The organism is Streptomyces sp. NPDC001732, assembly GCF_053596315.1.
In genome coordinates this window covers 1-17,740 of sequence record NZ_JBSFFY010000004.1, presented here as the reverse complement: position 1 = coordinate 17,740, position 17,740 = coordinate 1, and the positions used below count along the sequence as shown (strand labels likewise).

Sequence of the window (17,740 nt, the reverse complement as noted above, 5' to 3'; positions counted from 1 at the left end):
CTCTGCCGTCCGCACCCGAACACTGTCGAACGAATTGCGCGACCGCCGCGGGGCGGGTGCTCCACGTCGGCACGGTGGTCTTCGACCGGGCCCACGACATGGTGGGCGTGGTGGACGACGTCGCCGGTCCGATCGTCATGTTGTGGCGCCCCACCGGCCTCACCTGGAAGAGCCGATCGGCCTCCGTGCGACCCGGTACCGCTTACGAGCGGCGGCAGTTGGGGGCGATCGACGCACTGCATCAGCAGCGGCTCAAGGCAGCGGCGGGTTGAGCAAGGGGGCCGTCCGGGGGTGCGGCTCGGAGCGGGGCCCGCACGGCGGTACCGGAACGCGAACGGGGGCGGACCCGGAATCCGGACCCGCCCCCGTCATGCCATGCGTACGTGCGTCAGGACGGAAGGCCCAGTTCGCGGGCGATCAGCATGCGCTGGACCTCGCTCGTGCCCTCGCCGATCTCCAGGATCTTGGAGTCGCGCCACATCCTGGCCACCGGGTACTCGTTCATGAAGCCGTAGCCGCCGTGGATCTGGGTCGCCTCGCGGGCGTTGTCCACGGCCACCGTCGAGGAGTACAGCTTGGCGATCGCGGCCTCCTTCTTGAAGGGCTCGCCCGCCAGCATGCGCGACGCCGCGTCGCGCCAGCCGATGCGGGCCATGTGGGCGCGCATCTCCATGTCCGCGATCTTGAACTGGATCGCCTGGTTGGAGCCGATCGGCCTGCCGAACGCGTGGCGCTCGGCGGCGTACTTCACCGACTCGTCGACGCAGCCCTGGGCCAGGCCCGTGGACAGGGCGGAGATGGCGATCCGGCCCTCGTCCAGGATGCGCAGGAACTGGGCGTAGCCGCGGCCCTCCTCGCCGAGCAGGTTCTCCAGCGGGACGCGGACGTCGGTGAAGGACAGTTCGCGGGTGTCCGAGGCGTTCCAGCCGACCTTGGAGTAGGGGGCCGCGACCGTGAAGCCGGGGGTGCCGGACGGCACGATGATGGAGGAGATGAGCGGGGCGCCGTTCTCCTTGCGGCCGGTCACCGCCGTGACCGTGACCAGCTCCGTGATGTCCGTGCCGGAGTTGGTGATGAAGCACTTGGAGCCGTTGATCACCCACTCGCCGGTGGCCTCGTCGCGCACCGCCGTCGTCCGGCTGCCGCCCGCGTCCGAGCCGCCGTCCGGTTCGGTCAGGCCGAACGCGCCGAGCGCCTCTCCGGAGCAGAGCTTCGGCAGCCACCGCTGCTTCTGCTCCTCGGTGCCGAAGCGGTAGACCGGCATCGCCCCGAGGGAGACCCCGGCCTCCAGGGTGATCGCCACGGAGGAGTCGACCCGGGCCAACTCCTCCAGGGCGATCCCGAGGGCGAGGTAGTCGCCGCCCATGCCGCCGTACTCCTCGGGGAACGGCAGCCCGAACAGGCCCATCCGCCCCATCTCGCGCACGATCTCGTACGGGAACTCGTGCCGCTCGTAGAAGTCGCCGATCTTCGGGGCGACGACGTCGTGCGCGAACTCCTCGACGGTGCGGCGCAGTTCCTCGTGTTCGGCGGTCAGCCTGTGGTCCAGGGACATGGCAGGGGTCACTCCTTGTGGGAACGGGTGTCTATTGCACCGAGAGCGCGCGGACGGTACGGGACGGGCTGGGTCGACCCAGTTGATCGGCGAGCCACACGCTGGTGGCGGTGAGCGCGTCGAGATCGACCCCGGTTTCGATGCCGAGGCCCTGGAGCATCCACACGAGGTCTTCGGTGGCGAGGTTTCCGGTCGCGCTCTTCGCGTACGGGCAGCCACCGAGGCCGCCCGCGGAGGCGTCCACCGTGGTCACCCCGTGCTGGAGCGCGGCAAGGGTGTTGGAGAGGGCCTGCCCGTACGTGTCGTGGAAGTGCACGCCGATGGTGTCGGTGCGCACGCCCTCCTCGTTCAGCTCGGCGAGCAGGGTCTGTACGTGGCCGGGCGTGGCGACGCCGATGGTGTCGCCGAGGGAGAGCTCGTCGCAGCCGAGGTCCATCAGCGCCTTGGCGACCCGCACGACCTGGTGGACGGGGACGGGTCCCTCCCACGGGTCGCCGAAGCACATCGACAGATAGCCGCGGACGTGCACCCCCTCGGCCCTGGCGCGGGCGACGACCGGCTCGAACATGGCGAGCGACTCGTCGACGGTGCGGTTGAGATTGCGGGCGGCGAACGTCTCGGTCGCCGAACCGAACACGGCGATCCGGCGGGCGCCGAGCGCCAGCGCCCGGTCCAGACCGCGCTCGTTCGGCACGAGGACCGGCAGGGCGACGCCGTCGAGATCGGCCAGGCGGGGGAACAGGTCCTCGGCGTCGGCCAGTTGGGGCACCCATTTGGGGTGCACGAAGCTGGTCGCCTCGACGGTGGTCAGCCCCGAGGCGGCCAGTCGGTGGATGAACTCCGCCTTCACCTCGGTCGGTACGACGGACTTCTCGTTCTGCAGTCCGTCGCGGGCACCGACCTCGTGGATGCGGACCCGGGCGGGCAGATCCTGGGCCGGCACGGTCATGGGCAGGGTGCGGGACGTCGTCATGCTTCCTCCCCGGCGGTTTCGGCTGTTTCGGTGGGGACCACCACGGCCAGGACCTGGTCCATGGCGACCGTGGCACCGGCGCCGACGTCCAGCTCGGTCACGGTCCCGGCGTGCGGGGCGGAGATGACGTGCTCCATCTTCATCGCCTCCACCACGAGCAGGCTCTGACCGGCCACGACCTCGTCCCCGACGGCCACCTTCACGACCGTCACGGTGCCCGGCATGGGCGCGGCGAGGGTGTCCGCCCCGGACCGGGCGGCACCGGCCAGCGACGCCGCCACCGGGTCGTGGTCCTGTACGTGCCAGCTGTCGCCGTCGCGGCCCAGCCAGACCCCGTCCGGGGACGCGGCATGGGTGAACGCGTGGGTGACACCGGCGAGTTCGACGACGATTCGGTGCGGGGACAGCTCGGTGATCCCGGCCGTCTCCCGGCCGCCGGGCAGCGGAGCCAGCGGACCGCAGGCGCCCGTCGCGGGCTCCGGCGGCTGCGCGCCCTCGCCGACGTGGCCGAACGTCAGCTCCGTGCCCGCCGGGCAGTCGCGCAGCGAGATCTGCACCGGCTCGTGGCCCGGAATGCGGAAGTCGAACACGGTACGGGCCGGGGTGCCGCCCAGCCGCCAGCCGCTCGCCACCGAGAACGGGTCGACCCAGCCGGAGGCGTCGGCGGAACCGGAGGCGTCGGCGGCGGAGGAGGTGCCGGACGCTGCGGACCGGCGCAGCAGCGCCGCCGCCGCGTACACCTCCTCGGGCACGCCCTCCGGCACCAGCCCGGCCACCTCGCGCTCCACGAGGCCGGTGTCCAGATCGCCCGCCACCACCGCCGGGTGGGCGAGCAGCCGGCGCAGGAACCCGGCGTTCGTCGGAACGCCGAGGGTCACCGTGTCCGCGAGCGCCGCCCGCAGCCGGCGCAGGGCGGCGGCGCGGTCGGGGCCGTACGCGATGACCTTCGACAGCATCGGGTCGTACAGGCTGCCGACCTCGCCGCCCGTGCCGAGCCCGGAGTCCGTCCGCACGCCGTCGCCCTGCGGCTCGTGCAGCGCGAGCACCGTGCCGCCGGAGGGCAGGAAGCCGCGGGACGGGTCCTCCGCGCAGATCCGGGCCTCGACCGCGTGGCCGGTGAGCGCGATGTCCCGCTGCGTGTACGGGAGTTGCTCGCCCGCCGCGATCCGCAGCTGCCATTCCACCAGGTCCAGGCCGGTGATCAGCTCGGTGACCGGGTGCTCGACCTGGAGGCGGGTGTTCATCTCCATGAAGCAGTACGAGGCGGGGTCGTCGCCCGGGACGATGAACTCCACCGTGCCCGCGCCGACGTAGCCGCAGCTGCGGGCCGCCTGGACGGCCGCCTCGCCCATCGCCGCCCGGGTCTCCTCGTCGAGCAGGACGGACGGCGCCTCCTCGATGATCTTCTGGTGGCGGCGCTGGAGCGAGCATTCGCGCTCGCCGAGGTGGACCACGTTGCCGTGGGTGTCGGCCAGCACCTGGATCTCGATGTGCCGGGGCCCGTCGATCCACCGCTCCACGAGCAGTGTGTCGTCGCCGAACGAGGCCCGTGCCTCGCGCCGGGCCGCCGCGATCTCGTCCGCGATCAGCGTCTCGTCGCGCACCAGCCGCATGCCCTTGCCGCCGCCGCCCGCCGAGGGCTTCAGCAGCACCGGCGTCCCGATCTCCCGGGCGGCAGCGGCCAGTTGGTCGTCGGTGAGCCCGCTCCCGGCGGAGCCGGGCACGACCGGGACCCCGGCCGCCGCGACCGTCTCCTTGGCCCGGATCTTGTCGCCCATCAGCGAGATGGCGGTGGCGGACGGGCCGATGAAGACCAGCCCCGCCTCGGCGCACGACCGCGCGAAGTCGGCGTTCTCGGCGAGGAACCCGTAGCCGGGATGGACGGCCTGCGCGCCGGTGCGGCGGGCCGCGTCCAGGAGCGCGGGCACGCTCAGATAGCTCATGGCGGCGGGCGCGGGCCCGATCCGTACCGCCGTGTCGGCCTCCCGGACGTGCCGGGCGTCCGCGTCCGCGTCGCTGAAGACGGCGACCGAGCGGATGCCGAGCTCCCGCAGCGTACGGATGACACGTACCGCGATCTCGCCGCGGTTGGCGACGAGAACGGTGTCGAACATCGTCATCTGTTCCTCACATCCGGAAGACGCCGAAGCCGGGCGCTGTGTAGTCCCTTTGGGGAAGTGGGGCGTTTGAACACGCGGTCAGGGCGAGTCCCAGCACCTGCCGGGTCTCCATCGGGTCGATCACACCGTCGTCCCAGAGCCGGGCCGTGGCGTAGTACGCGTTGCCCTGGGTCTCGTACTGTTCGCGGATCGGGGCCTTGAACGCCTCCTCGTCCGCCGTGCTCCAGTCGTCGCCCAACTGGTCGCGCTTGACCGTCGCGAGGACGGACGCGGCCTGCTCGCCGCCCATGACGGAGATCTTCGCGTTGGGCCACATCCACAGGAAGCGGGGGGAGTAGGCCCGGCCGCACATGGAGTAGTTGCCCGCGCCGTACGAACCACCGACCACGACGGTCAGCTTCGGCACGCGGGTGCAGGCGACCGCCGTGACCATCTTGGCGCCGTGCTTGGCGATGCCGCCCGCCTCGTAGTCCCGGCCCACCATGAAGCCGGAGATGTTCTGCAGGAAGACCAGCGGGATGCCGCGCTGGTCGCACAGCTCGATGAAGTGGGCGCCCTTCTGGGCGGACTCGGAGAACAGGATGCCGTTGTTGGCGACGATCCCGACCGGGTGGCCGTGGATCCGGGCGAAGCCGGTGACCAGGGTCGTCCCGTACTCCTCCTTGAACTCGGCGAAGCGCGAGCCGTCCACGACCCGGGCGATCACCTCGCGCACGTCGTACGGGGTGCGGGAGTCGACCGGGACGGCGCCGTACAGGCCCGCGGGATCGACCTTCGGCTCGTCGACCGGGCGCACGGACCACGGCAGCGCGCCCCGGTCCGGCAGGGTGGCCACGATGTTCCGCACGATCCGCAGCGCGTGCGCGTCGTCCTCGGCGAGGTGGTCGGTCACCCCCGACGTACGGGAGTGCACCTCCCCGCCGCCCAGCTCCTCGGCCGTCACGACCTCGCCGGTCGCGGCCTTCACCAGCGGCGGCCCGCCCAGGAAGATCGTGCCCTGGTTCCGGACGATCACGGCCTCGTCGCTCATCGCGGGGACGTACGCCCCGCCGGCCGTGCACGAGCCCAGCACCGCGGCGATCTGCGGGATGCCCGCCCCCGACATCCGGGCCTGGTTGTAGAAGATCCGGCCGAAGTGCTCCCGGTCGGGGAAGACCTCGTCCTGCATCGGCAGGAACGCGCCCCCGGAGTCCACGAGGTACAGGCAGGGGAGACGATTCTCCAGCGCCACTTCCTGGGCGCGCAGGTGCTTCTTCACGGTCATCGGGTAGTACGTGCCGCCCTTGACGGTCGCGTCGTTCGCGACGATCACGCACTCCCGGCCGCTGACCCGGCCGATCCCGGCGATCACCCCGGCCGCCGGGGCGGCGCCCCCGTACAGCCCCTCGGCCGCCAGCGGGGCCAGCTCCAGGAACGGGGACCCCGGATCGAGCAGGGTGTCCACCCGGTCCCTGGGCAGCAGCTTGCCGCGCGCCACATGGCGGGCGCGGGCCCTCTCACCCCCGCCGAGCCTGGCCGCGGCGAGCCGCGAGCGCAGTTCGTCGGCGAGCGCGTGATGTGCCGCCTCGTTGGCCTGCCAGGCCTCGGAGGCGGGATCGGCCGCGCTCGTCAGCACCGGTGCCTGCTGCATCGTGTCGAGCCCCCTTGCCCGTACCGCAGTAGTTAGTGACCGTTAACGTCTGCCCCAAGGTTAACGAGCGCTAACAGCCTTGTCCAGGGCTGCCCGCGGGCTCCCCGAGGTCTGCGGCGGGAACCGGGCGGGGCGGGGGTGCCGCGCTCCGGTTAACGTTCGCTAACCCGACTGTCTAGAATCGAATCCATGACCACCAGGACGGACGCCCCCACCCGCCGCGAGCAGATCCTCAAGGAGGCCGCCCGCCTCTTTGCCGAGCGCGGCTTCCACGGCGTCGGTGTCGACGAGATAGGCGCGGCCGTCGGCATCAGCGGCCCCGGTCTCTACCGCCACTTCCCCGGCAAGGACGCGATGCTCGCCGAGCTGCTGGTCGGCATCAGCGAGCGGCTGCTGGCCGGCGGGCAGCTGCGGGTCTCGGAGGACGCGGCCGGGGAGGACGGCTCCCCGCGCGCCCTGCTCGACGCGCTCATCGCGGGCCACATCGACTTCGCCCTCGACGACCGCCCCCTGATCACCCTCCACGACCGGGAGCTGGACCGGCTGCGGGACGCCGACCGCAAGCGGGTCCGCCAGCTCCAGCGCCAGTACGTCGAGGTGTGGGTGGAGGTGGTCCGCGACCTCTACCCGGATCTGCCCGAGCACGAGGCCCGCGCCGCCGTCCACGCCGTCTTCGGCCTGCTGAACTCGACGCCGCACCTGGGGCGCCCCGACGCCCGGCCGGACCGTGCGGACACGGCGGCGCTGCTGCACCGGCTGGCGCGCGGCGCCTTCGAAGCGGCGGCGGCCCGCGCATGAGGCGCGGGACCTGCCGCGCCTTGAACATATGAATTAATACGGAAAGGCGGAGAGGGTGGATTAATTCCTTTCCCCTTTTCTCCGTCGCGCCCCTCCGGTCGGAGTGTCGCGATGATCCCCAGGCATATGGTTCGGGTTGTCTCGCCACGCCTGATGGGGAATTCAAATGAAAACATGTCAGGTTTCGGTCGTTGTCCCCTGCTTCAACGAGGACGAGGTGATCGAGACATTCCACCGTGCGCTGCTCGCCGTACTCGAACCGATGCGGCGCACCTTCGAGATCTGTTACGTCGACGACGGCAGCAACGACCGGACCGGAGCCCGGATCTGCTCGCTCGCCACCGAGGACCGGCGGGTCCGCTACGTCTCCTTCAGCCGCAATTTCGGCAAGGAGGCCGCCATGCTCGCCGGACTGCGGATGTCCCGGGGCGACGCCGTCGTCCTCATGGACTCCGACCTCCAGCACCCACCGGAACTGCTGCCCCGCATACTGGAGTTGTGGCAGCGCGGATACGACCAGGTCGTCGCGCGCCGGGACCGCACCGGCGAGGGCGTCCTGCGCACATTCCTCAGCGCCGCCTACTACCGCGCCATGGGCCGCTGCATGAACGTGGAGGTCGTCGACGGCGAGGGCGACTTCAGACTGCTGTCGCGCAAGGCCGTGAACACGGTGCTCGCCATGCCCGAGACCGACCGGTTCTCCAAGGGAATCTTCTCCTGGATCGGTTTCGACACCGCGTCCTTCTCCTACCGGAACGTCCGCCGCGCGGCGGGAAGTTCGAAATGGGCGGGCAGGAATCTGCTCAATTACGGGATCGACGGGCTGATCTCCTTCAACAGCCGCCCCCTGCGCCTGGCCATCCACGCCGGGCTCGCCCTCGCGCTGGCGGCCCTGGGGTACGCGCTGTGGATCATCACGGACGTCGCCCTGCACGGTGTCGCCGTGCCCGGCTACACGACCCTGCTGACCGCCGTCGTCGCGCTCGGCGGAATTCAGCTCGCCACCCTGGGCGTCATCGGCGAATACGTGGGACGCATCTACTCCGAGGTGAAACGCCGGCCGCATTACGTGGTGCGGGAGACGAGCGAGTGCCCGGACCGGGGCGTGCGTCCGTCCGGCGCGCTGTCCGAGGCCCCGTCCGTCGCCACGGCGTACGAAGGGCCCCGATGCACATGAGCCCGCACACCGGCACAGGCCCGGACACGGAGACGGGGACAGGCGCGGAAACGGGTACGGGTGGCGCGGACGGCCGCCCGCGTCCCGTACGGCGGTGGGCGGCGATCGGGACGTCGGGCCTCGCCCTGCTGCCGCTCGCCCTGCTCGGCGCGACCTTCTGGATCGGACGGCTGGTCCGTCCCGGAGGAGACGACTGGTGCTTCCTCCCGGTCGTACGGGACTCGGGCGCCTCCGGGATGATCGGCAAGTTCTTCCTCCACGACAACGGACGCATCGCCAACGCGCTGCTCGTCATCGGGTACGGATCCTTCGGCGTCCCGGGCCACCAGTGGTTCGCCCTGGTCAGCGGGGTGCTCATGCTGGGCATCCTGTGGGCGCTGATCGCCTCCGTACTCAAGCAGGCCGGACTGACCGCGCCACGCGGGTCGGCGCTGCTGGTGGCCGCGACGAGCGCGGCGCTCCTCTTCCTCGCCACGCCCAACCCGTACAAGGCGTTCTACTGGCCCGCCAACTCCGTCTCGCACACCGTCGCACCGGTGCTGGCCTGCGCCGCCGTGATCCCGTTGCTGCGTGCGCGGACGTGGCGGGGGCGCGGCTTCGCGCTGGGGGTCGCGTATCTGGCGGGGATCTTCGTCGGCACCCTGTCGGAGGAGACCTCGGTCGTCGCGTTCGTCGTGCTCACCACCGTCCTGCTGCTGAGCCGGTGGGCCCTTCCCGGGGCGGACCGGACCCGTACGCGCCTCTGGTGCGTGGTCGCCTTCGCCGGGGTCGCGGTCGGGACGGCCGTCCTGTACTTGTCGCCCGGCGCACGCGCCCGGCGCGCACGGTTCGGCGCCGACAGCACCTCCATGTTCGGCCCGGAGGCGCTGACCTCGGCGCTGCGGTCGTTCGCACATGTCCTGGGGACGGTCTTCACGACCTGGCAGTACCTGGGAGCGCTCGCCGTCGGTGTGCTGCTGGGCCTGGTGGTGCGCGGCGGCGAGCGCGGAACGGACTGGCAGGCCGGGCCGGGCGGGCAGGCCGGGCTTCTGCGCCGCAGGCCCGTTCTCCTGGCGCTCGCCGGATTCCTCGCCTTCCTGGTCTCCGGCTACCTCTGCGTCGTCGTCACCCACCCCGCCCTCGGGGCGAGCGTGGCGACCGCGTCGCGCCTCTGGGGCGACTTCCTCCTGCTGTACGTGTTGCTCCTGGTCGGCACCGGTGCCGTGCTGGGTCGGCGGCTGCGGGCCCGCCGCCGGGGCATCCGTGCGGCGACGGCGGGCGTCGCCGCCGTCATCTGCGCCGCGGCCTGCGTCGGCCTCGCCGTCCCGCTGTTCCGGCTGGGTACGCAGATGGAGGTGCGTGCCCAGCGCTGGGACCGGCAGGACCGCTCGCTGCGGGACGCGGTGGCGCGCGGCGCCACGGTGCTCCCGTACACGCCGGTGTCGGTCAGCGGGATGCTGGAGCCGTTCGGCAACCACGGCAAGCGGGAATGGCCGGCGAAGTGCGTCGCCCAGTACTACCATCTGAAGAAGATCACGCATTCGACCCGACTGCCCTGACTTGCGCGCCGGGCCGATCGGTCCGGCGCGCAATACACCCGGCACACTGCGCACACCCGACGGCACAATGGGTTCATGCCAATACCCAGCCGTGCCGCCCTCGTCGAGCACCTCGTCCGTACGCGTATCGCCGGGGACGTCGCCACGCCGCGCGACAACAACCTCTCCCACTACCGCAAGCTCGCCAACGGCGATCGCCACTACTGGCTGGGCCTGGAGCTCGGGGACCGGTGGCGCGACGAGCAGGACGTGCTGGCGGTGATGGCCGAACGCTGCGGCGTCAGCGACGACCCGGAGCACCGGTTCGGGCAGGACACCATCGACCCGGAGCTGACGGCCGACGCCCTGGAGCGGATGGCGGCGCGGCTGCGGAAGGCGGCGGCGGACTCGGAACGGGTGCTGTTCGCGACCGGGCACCCGGGCGGACTCCTCGACGTGCACCGGCAGACCGCGGCGGCGCTGCGGGCCGCCGGATGCGAGATCGTGCGGATTCCGTCGGGGCTGGTCGCCGACGAGGGCATGGTGTTCCAGTTCGCGGACGTCGCCGTGCAGGAGCGCGGCGCGACGCTCTGGCACACGCACTCGCCCGCCCCGATGGCCGCCATCCTGGACGGCCTGGAGCGGGAGGGCCGCCCGCTGCCGGACCTGGTGGTCGCCGACCACGGCTGGGCGGGGTGCGCGGGGCAGCGCGGGCTGGACGCGGTGGGGTACGCGGACTGCAACGACCCGGCGCTGTTCCTCGGCGAGGCGGAAGGCACGCTCCAGGTCGTCGTCCCGCTGGACGACCACGTGCTGGACCCGCGGTTCTACGACCCGATGACGGACTACCTGCTGGCCGCGGCGGGGCTGCTCCCGGGCTGATCCCGGCCGGGCCGGGAACGGGAACAGCGGTCGTCCGGGGGCCTGCCCCACGCCCGATCCGTGTCGAGTCCGGGCCCGGCCCGCGTCGAGTACGTGCCGCGTGCGGCCCTGCTCCACGGCGCAGGGCCGCAACTCCACGACCCGCCCGCACAGTTGCTACCCTGCGCCACGAATGTCCAGTGTCGTGGGGGGCGCATGTTCACATCGGGGCAGCGGTCCCGCGGGCGCGGGCCGAGGTCGGTTCTCACCGGACTGCTCGTCGTGCTCGCCCTTTTCGTCCTCCAGGAGCTCGCCGCCGGGCTGCTGCCCGACATCTACAAGGGCTTCGCGGGCGAGGACCGCCGCACACTCGTCGTGGGCGCGTCCGTCGCCTTCGTACTGACGGGCCTGCTCCTCTACATCGTGCATCTGCGGAGCCTCGTGCCGGACGACGCGGCCCCCGAACTCGGTGCCGACGAGCGGGCCAGGGCACGCGCCGCCCTGCTGCACGCCGTGCGCCGGAGCTGGACGGACGGCGCGGACCGGACCTGGGAACGGTCCGTGCGGATCGAACTGGGCCTCGCCGAGCACCGGGCGGCCGTGCACGACCCGTGGGGCGCGTCCCGGCTCACCACCGACGGTCCGGAGGGCGGGGTGCCGCTGGCCGCGGGGACCCGGATCGACGAGGTCTTCGACCGTCACAACGCCCAGCTCCTCGTCCTGGGCGCCCCCGGTGCGGGCAAGACCTCGCGGATGCTCGAACTGACCGAGAAGCTGGCCGAGACGGCCGAGCGGGACGACGACGCCCCCGTCCCGGCCGTCCTGCTGCTGACGGACTGGCACGGCGAACCGTTCGCGCGCTGGGTCCTGGACGAACTGCACAGCCGGTACCGCGTCCCCCGGGAGACCGCCCTCGCGCTGCTGCGGGGCAACGACATCGCCCTGGTCCTGGACGGGCTCGACGAGGTCGCCCCGCGGCTGCGCGCCGACTGCGTCCGCGCGATCAACGGGCTGCTCTCCGCCGAGCAGTACCCGCACTGCGCGATCGCCGTCTCGTGCCGTTCGACCGACTACGGCGAACTGGGGGAGCGGCTCACCGTCAGCGGCGCGGTCTGTGTGCAGCCCCTGGAGATCGCGGCCGTGCACGCCCTGCTCAACAGCGCGGGCGAAGGGCTGCGCGGCCTGGCGGCCGCCGTGGCCGCCGATCCGGTGCTGGCCCGGCTGCTGACCACACCGCTCATGCTGGGCGTCGCCGTCTTCGCCTACGAGGGCGTGGACGAGGGCGAGGTCGCGGCCCTCGGCGACACCGAGGAACGCAGGGGCCGCATCTTCGACGCCTACATCGAGCGCATGATCCACCGCGACCGGACCCTGCAGGGCCGGCCGATCACCCCGGAACGCCCCGCCGGCCAGGTGCGGGCCGGTCTGCTGCGGCTCGCCCGGGAACTGAGCCAGGTCCACGCGACGGTGTACTACGCGGACGACTTCACGCGCATCGTCCTCCAGGCACCGGACGACGTGCTCAGGCAACTGGTGTCGCCGGGGATGTACCCGGTGTTCCGGGGCATGCGCCGGCTGAGCGGGTACGAGGCCGGGAACCCCGCCAGCAGGCCGAACCCGGTCTACCGGCTCATGGTCGGCCTCTACCAGGTGCCCTTCCCGCTGCTGGGGTCGCCGTTGGCGAACCACCTCCAGCGGGGCTTCCTCGACTACGCGACCGACCGGGCGATCATGCGCCGCGTGGGGGACGGCCACGCCTTCCTGCACAAGACCATCCAGGACCACCTCGCGGCGCGGGCGCAGCGCATGTCCCTCGCGGAACTGCGGGCCCTGGAACGGTCGTCTGCCTGACCGGGCCCCGGAACGGTCCTCGGCCTGATCAGCTCCGGGGGACGCGGACCACGCCCTCCTGGATGACGGTGATCGCCAACCGGCCGTCCCGCGTGTAGATCCGGGCCTGGCCGAGCCCGCGCCCGCCGTACGCGGACGGCGACTCCTGGTCGTACAACAGCCATTCGTCGGCCCGGAAGGGGCGGTGGAACCACATCGCGTGGTCCAGGCTCGCACCGACCACGTCACCGACCGCCCAGCCCCCGCGCCCGTGCGCGAGGAGCACCGAGTCGAGCAGCGTCATGTCGGAGACGTACGTCGCCATGCAGACGTGCAGCAGCGGATCGTCCGCGAGCTTGCCGTTGGTGCGGAACCACACCTGGGAGCGCGGCTCGCGCGGTTCGCCGACCGTGCCGAAGGGCGGGGCGTCCACGTACCGCAGATCGACCGCGGCCCGCGCCTCGATCAGCCGGTCCACGATGGCCGGATCGCTGAAGCGGTCCGCGTACCGGGGCAGCAGCTGCGCCGTCGTGGGCAGCGTCTCCGGGTCCGGGGCGGCCGGCATGTCCGCCTGGTGCTCCAGGCCCTCCTCGTACGTCTGGAAGGACGCCGAGAGGTGGAAGATCGGCTGCCCGTGCTGGACGGCGACGACCCGGCGGGTGGTGAAGGAACGGCCGTCGCGGATGCGGTCGACGCTGTAGACGATCGGCGCGCCCGGGTCGCCGGCCCGCAGGAAGTACGAATGCAGGGAGTGGGCGGACGGGACCTCCCCCGCCGGGGCGGAGCCGGGGGCCCGCGCACTCCGGGCGGGGACGGTGCGGCCGGCGGCGACCAGGGCCTGGGCCGCGACCTGGCCGCCGAAGACGCGGGGCACGATCGCCGAGCGGCTCGTACCCCGGAAGATGTCCTGCTCGATCTGCTCCAGGTCGAGCAGATCGAGCAGGGAGTCCAGTGCTGAGCTCATGGAAGGAACGTAGCCGTTCTCACAGGCCCATGGACTTGGCGATGATCGACTTCATGACCTCGTTGGTGCCGCCGTAGATGCGGTTGACCCGGTTGTCCGCGTAGAGGCGGGCGATCGGGTACTCGTTCATGTAGCCGTAGCCGCCGTGCAGCTGGAGGCAGCGGTCGATGACGCGGTGCGCGACCTCGGTGCAGAACAGCTTCGCGGACGCGGCCTCGGCCGGGGTCAGCTCACCGGCGTCCAGGGCCTCCAGGGCGCGGTCGGCGACGGCTTCGGCGGCGTCCACCTCGGCCTGGCAGGCGGCCAGCTCGAACTTGGTGTTCTGGAAGGACGCGACGGTCTTGCCGAAGACGGTGCGCTGCTGGACGTACTCCTGCGCGAACCGGACCGCGGCCTTGGCCTGCGCGTACGCGCCGTAGGCGATGCCCCAGCGCTCGGACGGCAGGTTCTGGCCGAGGTAGTAGAAGCCCTTGTTCTCCTCGCCGAGCAGATCCCCGGCGGGCACCTTCACGTCGACGAACGCCAGCTCGGCGGTGTCGGACGTCCGCAGGCCGAGCTTGTCGAGCTTGCGGCCCAGGGAGTAGCCCTCGGACTTGGTGTCCACGGCGAACAGGGAGATGCCGAAGCGGCGGTCCTCGGCGGTCGGCGCCGAGGTGCGGGCACAGACGATGACGCGGTCGGCGTGGACGCCACCCGTGATGAAGGTCTTGGAGCCGTTGAGCACGTAGTGCGTGCCGTCGTCGGAGAGCTTGGCGGTGGTCTTCATGCCCGCGAGGTCGGAGCCGGTGCCCGGCTCGGTCATCGCGAGGGCCCACATCTCCTCGCCGGAGACGAACTTCGGCAGGTAGCGCTTCTTCTGCTCCTCGTCGGCGAGCATCTTGATGTACGGCAGGGCGAGCAGGACGTGCACGCCGGAGCCGCCGAAGTTGATGCCCGCGCGGGCGGTCTCCTCGTACTGGATGGCCTCGAACTTGTGGGTGTCCAGGCCGGCGCCGCCGAACTCCTCGGGCACGTTGATGCCGAACAGGCCGAGGTCGGCGAGCTTCGAGTAGAACTCGCGCGGCACGATGCCCTGCTGGAACCACTCGTCGTAGTGGGGGACGACCTCCGCCTCGATGAAGGCGCGTATGGTCTCCCGGAACGCCTCGTGGTCCTCGTCGAATACCGTACGGCGCACGGGGTGCCTCCTTGATCAGCTTCGGTCGGCGGTCGCCTTCGGCCGGGTCGGGTTCGGTCCGCCTCGACCGGACTGGCTAAGCGCTTGCTCAGATACATTCAAAAGTTACCCGGCAGTCACGGAGGCTGTCCAGGGTGATGCGCGGCACGCCCGGCCCCGGACGTGCGGAAGTCCTTCCCGGCCGGTGGCTGCCGGGAAGGACTTCCGCTCCCCTTTTCTTCCGGGGGCTGCCGGGGCTGTCGCGGTTACTGGGGCTTGAAGGAGCGGATCTGGTAGTTGCCCTGGAGGTTGCCGCCGTTGCCGGCGGGGGTGGAGCCGACCCGGGCGTTGTAGTTGGTCTGGGTGTAGTACTGCACGCGGTGCCCGGTCGCGTTCCACACGGAGCGGACGTTCTGGCCCCGCTGGATGAACGAGCAGTCGTCGGCGGTGTTCGCCCGCTGCTTGTCCGACCACTGGCAGCGGGTGCCGCCCCCGTTCCAGTCGCTGTAGATGCAGAAGTATCCGGGACTGCAGCTGTAGGAGGCTCTGGCGCTCTCGACGGCGCCGCCCCCTGCGGCTCCGGCTGCAGCTCCGGCTCCGGCTGCGGCGGGCCCGGTGGCCAGGCCCAGGGCCAGGGCGAGAGAGGTGACGGCGAGCGCGGTGAAGCGGTTCATGAAGGAGACCTCTTTCCTGACGGCGGCCAGGGTTCAGCTCCCTGGCCAGCGTCAGCGTGGCACGGCTGTGACCTGCGCAGACAGGCGGAAACAGGGGCGCTCGAAGCCTGCTGTGAAGATCGCGGCGCGCCTTCGCGCACCGGCGTGAACACCCGCCCGCGGTGACCGGCCGCGGCCCCGCCCGCGTTGGTCGGCCACGGCTCGTTCCCCCCGCTCCCGTCGTCGCCGCGGGCCGTGCGACGGCGTGGATTTCTGCGCTCCCGGCACACGGGTCACGCCAAGCGCACACCCGTCCATAATCCGACTAATGGCCATATCTCTTTCAGCTGGTGTTGACGCGGGAATTGATCTGTCGACGGGTCCGACCGGTCCGGCGCAGACGGGCAGGGCTTCCGGTTCGACCGGACGGTCCCGGCGCATCCGGTCCGGCCGGCAAGCGGTTCGGGCGTTCCGGCACGTCCCGTGGATCCGCGGACGGCCCAGAACGAAGCAGGGCTTCTCCCGACACCCGAACGAGGCCGCGACGCCGACTTTGCGGCCCCGTCCGGCGACCCCGAGACGCCCCGCCACGCCAGAACCACGACACCCGGAACCACGACACACGGAGGTCCCATGCTGGGGGTGGAGCACCCGGAGGCGAGCTGGGTGCAGGTGAACCTGGCCCCGCGGCCGAGCTCGTGGCCGCGCCTGTACGACTGGCTCGCCGACACGGCGCGCGGCCTCCTCGACGCGGACCTCGCGCGGGCGTTCTTCTTCATGCACAAGCCGCCGGGCCTGTGCGTGCGGTTCCAGGCGCCCGGGGCGGACGGCGCCGTTCCGTTGCGGGCCGAACTCCTCGGCCGGATCGAGGAGTTCGGCGGGCTGGCGGCTCCTCCGGTGTGCGTGGTGTACGAGCCGGAGTCCTATCTCTTCGGTGGTCCCGCCGCCATGCCGTGGGTGCACGAGTTGTTCACGGCGGACTCACTGGCCTGGCTCGACCGGCACGTCCGGCGCGGGGACGGCACCGGGCACACCGTGGCGGACTGGCGCCTCTCCCTCGCCCTGCTCCGCGAACTCTTCGACGGCCTGCACATCGTGGGCTGGGAACACCGGGGCGTCTGGGAAGCGGTGCGCACCGACACCCGGCGCGGCTTCCCCGGCGGCCTCCGGGACGACGCGCTGCGCCGGGCGGCCCAGGGCATCCGCACCTACTGGGAGCGGCCTCGGGCGCAGCTGCTCGACGGGCTGCCCGAGGCCTGGCACGGATGGCGGGAACGGCACGGGGAGGCGGTGCGCCGGGCCGCGGACCACTGGCGCACCGGCTACTTCGAGTCCGGCGAAGCGGTGCGCGGTCCGCGCCGTGCCGCCGCCTACGCCGTGATCTTCCACTGGAACCGGGGCCGGCTGTCGTACGCCCGCCAGAGTCTGCTCGCCGAGGCCCTGTTCGACGACGGGGCGGTGGACTGACATGACCGGCCTCCAGGCCTCCGCCCCCGTCCCGGCCCTCGCTCCTGTACCGGCCCCGCCTCCGCTCCTGTGTCGGCCCCGCCCCCGCCTCCGTCCCGGCCCCCCGGTCCCGCCTCCGCTCGCCCCGGCACGCTCGTCGGCCTGCGCATGACGTCCACGACCGACGGCCTCGGCCACACCACGCGGTATGTGATCAACGACCGCTCCCAAGTGGTAGCCGGGGTCGACGCTCTGGGGGCCGTCACCCGATTCGAGTGTGACCGATATCACCGACTGCTGTCCGTCACGAACCCACTCGGACGCGTCACCCGGTCCACATGCGACGAGCACGGCCGCACGACGGTGGTGGGGCGTCCGAACGGACGGCAGACGCGAACCGAGTGCAACGAACTCGGGCTCCCGGTCCGGATCGTTGGCAGCGATGGCGATATCACGCGTCAGACGTTCGATTCCTACGGCAACCGGACATCCGTGACGGAGCCGTCCGGAGCAACCACCCACTTCACCTATGACGGGACCGGCAAACTCACCTCCATCACCGATACGCTCGGGCACACCTCGACAGTCATCTCCGACGGGGCTGGTCTCCCCTTGGCCATCACGGATCCGCTGGGGGCGGCAACGTGCTATTGATCAAAAACTCATGGGGTTCTCGTCCAGGACGTGGCGGACGTGCGGGCCGCCGAAGTGGTTGCGGACCTCTACGAACCGGTGCTGCAGGCGCTGATCATGCGCCGGATGACCGACTCCGCCGGGGCGACCGGGTGACCGACCGGGGCGATCGTCCACGGTTCGCCGCCCGTGCCCATGCGCGTCACCAGACGAATTCGTCCGGATCGAAGCCCACGACGGCGGCGGCGAGCCAGAAGAACATGATGAAGACCGCGCAGATGACCTGCCAGACGAGGTCGGCGACGTCCGTGCCGGGCCTCGGGCCGAGGGCAGGGCGCACTTTGCTCTGCGGGTCGATGGTCATCAGGTACTTCTTGCCGACCTCCAACTCCCTTGCCGTGACGGACAGATCACGCTGTCGGGGGTT

16 protein-coding genes are annotated in these 17,740 nt (G+C 71.6%); 8 read left to right on the top strand and 8 right to left on the bottom strand.

Annotated features, from left to right (window positions below; translation table 11 throughout):
• The first annotated feature begins 56 nt into the window (after nt 1–56).
• Nucleotides 57–272 carry a hypothetical protein gene (locus ACWCXX_RS06540; RefSeq protein WP_451124967.1) on the top strand — a complete coding sequence of 72 codons (216 nt, stop codon included), beginning with the start codon at nt 57–59 and terminating at the stop codon, nt 270–272.
• A gap of 116 nt (nt 273–388) precedes the next feature.
• Here the strand turns inward: ACWCXX_RS06540 and ACWCXX_RS06535 are convergent, their stop codons facing one another.
• The 4 genes from ACWCXX_RS06535 to ACWCXX_RS06520 are packed head-to-tail and all read right to left on the bottom strand — an operon-like array spanning nt 389 to nt 6,278.
• On the bottom strand, nt 389–1,555 hold the full coding sequence (locus ACWCXX_RS06535) for an acyl-CoA dehydrogenase family protein (protein WP_384222630.1): 1,167 nt from the start codon (nt 1,553–1,555) through the stop codon (nt 389–391).
• Nucleotides 1,556–1,586: 31 nt separating this feature from the next.
• Nucleotides 1,587–2,528: a hydroxymethylglutaryl-CoA lyase gene (locus ACWCXX_RS06530; RefSeq protein ID WP_451124965.1), complete on the bottom strand. Its 942-nt coding sequence runs from the start codon at nt 2,526–2,528 to the stop codon at nt 1,587–1,589.
• Nucleotides 2,525–4,642 (bottom strand): acetyl-CoA carboxylase biotin carboxylase subunit, encoded by a 2,118-nt coding sequence (locus tag ACWCXX_RS06525; RefSeq protein ID WP_451125350.1) that lies wholly within the window; start codon nt 4,640–4,642, stop codon nt 2,525–2,527. Before ACWCXX_RS06525 ends, ACWCXX_RS06530 begins: the two co-directional genes overlap by 4 nt.
• Nucleotides 4,643–4,655: 13 nt before the next feature.
• Complete coding sequence (locus tag ACWCXX_RS06520) at nt 4,656–6,278, bottom strand: carboxyl transferase domain-containing protein (RefSeq protein WP_451124963.1); 1,623 nt, start codon at nt 6,276–6,278, stop codon at nt 4,656–4,658.
• Nucleotides 6,279–6,467: 189 nt separating this feature from the next.
• On the opposite strand from ACWCXX_RS06520, the gene ACWCXX_RS06515 reads away from it, so the two are divergent.
• The 5 genes from ACWCXX_RS06515 (at nt 6,468) to ACWCXX_RS06495 (ending at nt 12,482) form a co-directional block, all read left to right on the top strand.
• The gene (locus tag ACWCXX_RS06515; RefSeq protein ID WP_451124961.1) at nt 6,468–7,076 is read left to right on the top strand and encodes an SACE_7040 family transcriptional regulator; all 609 of its coding nucleotides are present in this window, start codon (nt 6,468–6,470) and stop codon (nt 7,074–7,076) included.
• Between the two features lie 166 nt (nt 7,077–7,242).
• Complete coding sequence (locus tag ACWCXX_RS06510; protein ID WP_451124959.1) at nt 7,243–8,253, top strand: glycosyltransferase family 2 protein; 1,011 nt, start codon at nt 7,243–7,245, stop codon at nt 8,251–8,253.
• Nucleotides 8,250–9,791 (top strand): DUF6056 family protein, encoded by a 1,542-nt coding sequence (locus ACWCXX_RS06505; protein ID WP_451124957.1) that lies wholly within the window; start codon nt 8,250–8,252, stop codon nt 9,789–9,791. Before ACWCXX_RS06510 ends, ACWCXX_RS06505 begins: the two co-directional genes overlap by 4 nt.
• Before the next feature lie 75 nt (nt 9,792–9,866).
• Nucleotides 9,867–10,652 (top strand): phosphatase, encoded by a 786-nt coding sequence (locus tag ACWCXX_RS06500; RefSeq protein WP_451124955.1) that lies wholly within the window; start codon nt 9,867–9,869, stop codon nt 10,650–10,652.
• Nucleotides 10,653–10,847: 195 nt separating this feature from the next.
• A complete protein-coding gene (locus tag ACWCXX_RS06495; protein WP_451124953.1) occupies nt 10,848–12,482 on the top strand; it encodes an NACHT domain-containing protein in 1,635 nt (544 codons plus the stop codon).
• A gap of 28 nt (nt 12,483–12,510) precedes the next feature.
• On the opposite strand, the gene ACWCXX_RS06490 is transcribed toward ACWCXX_RS06495, so the two are convergent.
• The 3 genes from ACWCXX_RS06490 to ACWCXX_RS06480 all read right to left on the bottom strand — a co-directional run bounded on the left by ACWCXX_RS06490 (nt 12,511) and on the right by ACWCXX_RS06480 (nt 15,255).
• Nucleotides 12,511–13,425 carry an acyl-CoA thioesterase gene (locus tag ACWCXX_RS06490; protein WP_451124951.1) on the bottom strand — a complete coding sequence of 305 codons (915 nt, stop codon included), beginning with the start codon at nt 13,423–13,425 and terminating at the stop codon, nt 12,511–12,513.
• A 19-nt stretch (nt 13,426–13,444) separates the two neighbouring features.
• Entirely contained in the window at nt 13,445–14,602 is a 1,158-nt protein-coding gene (locus ACWCXX_RS06485; RefSeq protein ID WP_451124949.1) for an acyl-CoA dehydrogenase family protein, read from the bottom strand.
• Between the two features lie 245 nt (nt 14,603–14,847).
• Entirely contained in the window at nt 14,848–15,255 is a 408-nt protein-coding gene (locus tag ACWCXX_RS06480; RefSeq protein ID WP_451124947.1) for a peptidase inhibitor family I36 protein, read from the bottom strand.
• 612 nt (nt 15,256–15,867) lie between these two features.
• On the opposite strand from ACWCXX_RS06480, the gene ACWCXX_RS06475 reads away from it, so the two are divergent.
• Both ACWCXX_RS06475 and ACWCXX_RS06470 read left to right on the top strand, forming a co-directional pair.
• Nucleotides 15,868–16,701, top strand: a complete 834-nt coding sequence (locus ACWCXX_RS06475; protein WP_451124945.1) for a thiopeptide-type bacteriocin biosynthesis protein — start codon at nt 15,868–15,870, stop codon at nt 16,699–16,701.
• Nucleotides 16,702–16,848: 147 nt separating this feature from the next.
• Nucleotides 16,849–17,334: a hypothetical protein gene (locus ACWCXX_RS06470; protein ID WP_451124943.1), complete on the top strand. Its 486-nt coding sequence runs from the start codon at nt 16,849–16,851 to the stop codon at nt 17,332–17,334.
• A gap of 181 nt (nt 17,335–17,515) precedes the next feature.
• On the opposite strand, the gene ACWCXX_RS06465 is transcribed toward ACWCXX_RS06470, so the two are convergent.
• Nucleotides 17,516–17,740, bottom strand: a 225-nt coding sequence (locus ACWCXX_RS06465; protein WP_451124941.1) for a hypothetical protein, incomplete at its 5' end; no start/stop codon positions are given.